Source organism: Pseudomonas sp. P5_A2_2 (genome assembly GCF_054177685.1).
This window is the reverse complement of the sequence record NZ_JBGCUL010000454.1, coordinates 1-3,602: the sequence shown is the minus strand read 5'-3', so window position 1 is coordinate 3,602 and position 3,602 is coordinate 1. Positions and strand designations below refer to the sequence as shown.

Annotated in this window: 4 protein-coding genes; all 4 read right to left on the bottom strand. The window is 62.1% G+C overall.

Going from position 1 to position 3,602, the window contains the following annotated elements; all coding sequences use genetic code 11:
- Positions 1–448 (bottom strand): recombination mediator RecR (gene recR / locus ACXRVY_RS20305; RefSeq protein WP_458238084.1); only part of this gene is annotated, 448 nt, incomplete at its 3' end.
- A 79-nt stretch (positions 449–527) separates the two neighbouring features.
- Positions 528–1,562: an NADP-dependent oxidoreductase gene (locus ACXRVY_RS20300; RefSeq protein WP_223462359.1), complete on the bottom strand. Its 1,035-nt coding sequence runs from the start codon at positions 1,560–1,562 to the stop codon at positions 528–530.
- Positions 1,563–1,863: 301 nt separating this feature from the next.
- Positions 1,864–2,202, bottom strand: a complete 339-nt coding sequence (locus ACXRVY_RS20295) for a YbaB/EbfC family nucleoid-associated protein (protein WP_007971455.1) — start codon at positions 2,200–2,202, stop codon at positions 1,864–1,866.
- Between the two features lie 67 nt (positions 2,203–2,269).
- On the bottom strand, positions 2,270–3,602 hold a 1,333-nt coding region (locus ACXRVY_RS20290; protein ID WP_458238083.1), incomplete at its 5' end, for a DNA polymerase III subunit gamma/tau C-terminal domain-containing protein.

Here is a 3,602-nt window from a genome sequence, read left to right as displayed (position 1 = left end):
CACCTTCCACGGTCGGGTTGGTGGCCAGGATGACTTCGGTGAAAGTGCCGGCTTCTTCGATCCGTGCCATCAATTGCGGAATGCCGATGGCTTCCGGCCCCAGACCGTCGAGCGGCGACAGATGCCCCTTGAGCACGAAATAACGCCCGCGGAAACCAGTCTGCTCCACCGCATAGACGTCCATCGGGCCTTCCACCACGCAGAGCAAGGTGTCGTCGCGACGGGTATCGGCGCATTGCGGGCAGAGATCATCTTCGGTCAGCGTACGGCACAAGCGGCAGTGACCGACCCCTTCCATGGCCTGGCTCAGGGCCAGCGCCAGTCGTGAGCCGCCACTGCGGTCACGCTCGAGCAACTGCAACGCCATGCGCTGAGCGGTTTTCTGACCCACACCGGGCAAAATTCGCAGGGCGTCGATCAGTTGGCGAATCAAAGGGCTGAAGCTCATGGTGGAAAAGTCCGACAAAACAACGAGACGCGGTTTATACCCGCGCCCCGGTTGAGCGTCAAATTGCAGCGTCAATTACTCAGTCACGGGCAACCCGAACCACCAATTTACCGAAGTTGCGCCCTTCCAGCATGCCGATGAACGCATCAGGCGCCTGCTCCAGGCCATCGACCACGTCTTCGCGGAACTTCACCTTGCCATCGCGTACCCAGGGCGCCATGGCACTGAGGAATTCCGGCTGGCGATCACCATAGTCATCGAACACGATGAAGCCCTGGATGCGCACCCGCTTGGTCAACAGTGTGCGCTGCAACAGTGGCAGGCGATCCGGCCCGCTCGGCGCTTCATAGGCGTTATAGGAGGCAATCAGGCCGCAGAGTGGAATCCGCGCCTTGGGATTGAGCAACGGCACTACGGCGTCAAATACCTTGCCGCCGACGTTTTCATAGTAGATATCGACCCCCTTGGGACAGGCCTGCGCCAGCTCGTCAGCAAAGTCCGGGCTCCTGTGGTCGATGCAGGCATCGAAACCCAACTCTTCGACCACATAACGGCACTTTTTCGCTCCACCCGCCACACCGACCACGCGCAAGCCCTTGATCTTCGCCACCTGGCCGACCACCGAGCCCACCGCGCCGGAGGCCGCTGCAACCACCAGGGTTTCGCCGGCCTTCGGCTGGCCGATGTCCATCAGGCCCATGTACGCGGTCATGCCCGGCATACCCAGTACCCCAAGGGCCATCGAAGCACTTGGCAGCCCCGACGGCACCGGGATGATGCTGCGCCCGTCATTGATGCTGTGGCTCTGCCAACCGGTGGCACCGACCACCAGATCACCTTCCTGAAACTTCGGATTGAGCGAGCGCTCGACCCGGCTGACAGCGCCGCCGGTCATGACTTCGCCAATTTCCACCGGTGCTGCGTAGGACGGTGCGTCACTCATGCGTCCGCGCATGTAGGGATCCAGCGACAGGAAAACGGTCTTGAGCAGCACCTGACCGTCGGCCAGATCCGGCAGCGCCACCCGCTCCATGCGGAAGTTTTCCGGCGTTGGCGCGCCTATCGGACGTGAAGCCAGGACAATGCGTTGATTGAGGGGCATGGGGTCGGACATGGCAGCGTCTCCTGTGATCGATGGAACTCGGTGATATAGGGAGCAGACCTTTGTGGCGGTATGGCGTTCGATGTTTATTCAGTTGCACCTGGGCGACTTCATCGCGGGCAAGTCGAATCGTCGCACCGCCGCTCCCACAGGGGATTCTCGCCGTACACAAATCCACTGTGGGAGCGGCGGTGCGACGATTCGACTTGCCCGCGATGACGGCATTTCAAACACCACATTTCCAATGCCAGAAACAAAAATGCCAGGCGTTATGCCTGGCATTTTTGTAACTCATCTGCCGCCTGAAGGCGAATCAGAATGGCAGTTTCATGCCCGGCGGCAGTTGCATGCCGGCAGTCATGCTGCCCATCTTGTCCTGGCTGTTGGCTTCGATCTTGCGCACGGCATCGTTGACCGCGGATGCGATGACCGCTTCGAGCATTTCCTTGTCGTCTTCGCTCATGCCTTCGACCAGGCTTGGGTCGATGGTCACGCTCTTGACGTCATGACGACCGGTCATCACCACGGTGACCATATCGCCACCGGCCTTACCGGTGACTTCGGCGTTGGCCAGTTCTTCCTGCATCTTGGCCATTTTTTCCTGCATCTGCTGCGCCTGCTTCATCAGGCCGGCCATGCCACCTTTCATCATGGTAATCACCTCAAAAGTACTTGGATTAAAACAGCGCCCGGCCCATGCGGCCAAACGCCTTCAGTTATTAGCCCTGAGTGACCAGGGCGTCGACAGGTTCAATAGTATCGTTACGGACCACCGCACCGAACTGCTGCATCATTTGCTGGATGAACGGATCACCGTGGATCGATTCCTCCGCCTCGCGCTGACGGTTGACGCGGCGGCGCGAAGCCGCTTGTGCCGGGGTTTCCTGCTCTGGCTTGATCAGCTCGATGCTCAGGGTCAGTGTGCGCTGATGATACTGGTTCAGCGCATCGTTCAGGCGACGCTGCTGAGTGGCGTTGAACAAGGCACTGTGGGCCGGGTCCAGGTGCATCAGCCAATTGTCGCCATCCACCGCGATCAGCGTGCAGTTGGCGGCGATACTGCCGGTCATGCCGGAGATCGGCAATTTCGGGAACAGCTCCAGCCATTGCAGGGCCAGACCGGTGGCCGGCATTGCCGCGGGCTCAGGCTCGGGCTCCGGAACCGGGTCGGCGGCATGCTCGCTGGCCAGCTCGTCGAGGTAACTGTAGGCCGAATCCATGTCCGGCTCGATGTAATCCTCGTCCAGCGGCGGCTCGTCATCCAGATCCATGCCCGGCGTCGCGACATCGACGTCGGCCACCGAAGGTTCCGGGATCGGCGCGGCAGCCCATTCAGGCGCGTCCGGCACCACGCTGTCCGGCGTCGGCAACGGCATCGGCGGTAATTCGGGTTGTTCGCYGGCAGTTTCCAGCACCGGCTCCACCGCCGGTTGCTGAACGGGCGCCGGCTCGACCGGGTCATTCCACGGCAGGTCGACCACCTCTTCGACCACGACCGCTTCAACCACAGGCGCAGGTTCTGGCACAACGGCCGGCGCTACCGGTTCCGGTGCAGATGCAGGCGCCGCCACTGGCGCAGCCGCTATCGGTGCAACGGCCGCAGCAACTACCGGCGCAACAACCGGCGCGGCAGCCACTGAGTTTGCGGAATCAACTGTGGCCTGGCTGATCCCCACTGGCTTTAGCGGTTGCCTCGGGGCATCCGCGGTGTCTGCAGGCCGGAACGCCAGCATCCGCAGCAGCACCATTTCAAAACCGCCCCGGGGATCCGGCGCCAGCGGCAGGTCGCGGCGGCCGATCAGGCCCATCTGGTAGTAGAACTGCACGTCTTCGGCCGGCAACGCCTGGGCCAGCGCCAGCACGCGATCACGGTCGCCGTGACCGTTATCGACGCCTTCCGGCAAGGCCTGGGCGATGGCAACGCGGTGCAGCACATTGAGAATTTCCGAAAGCACGCCATTCCAGTCCGGGCCTTGCTCGGCCAGGTGGCGGACGGCTTCGAGCAACGCCTTGGCATCGCCTTCGATCAGCGCATGCAGGACGTCGTAGACC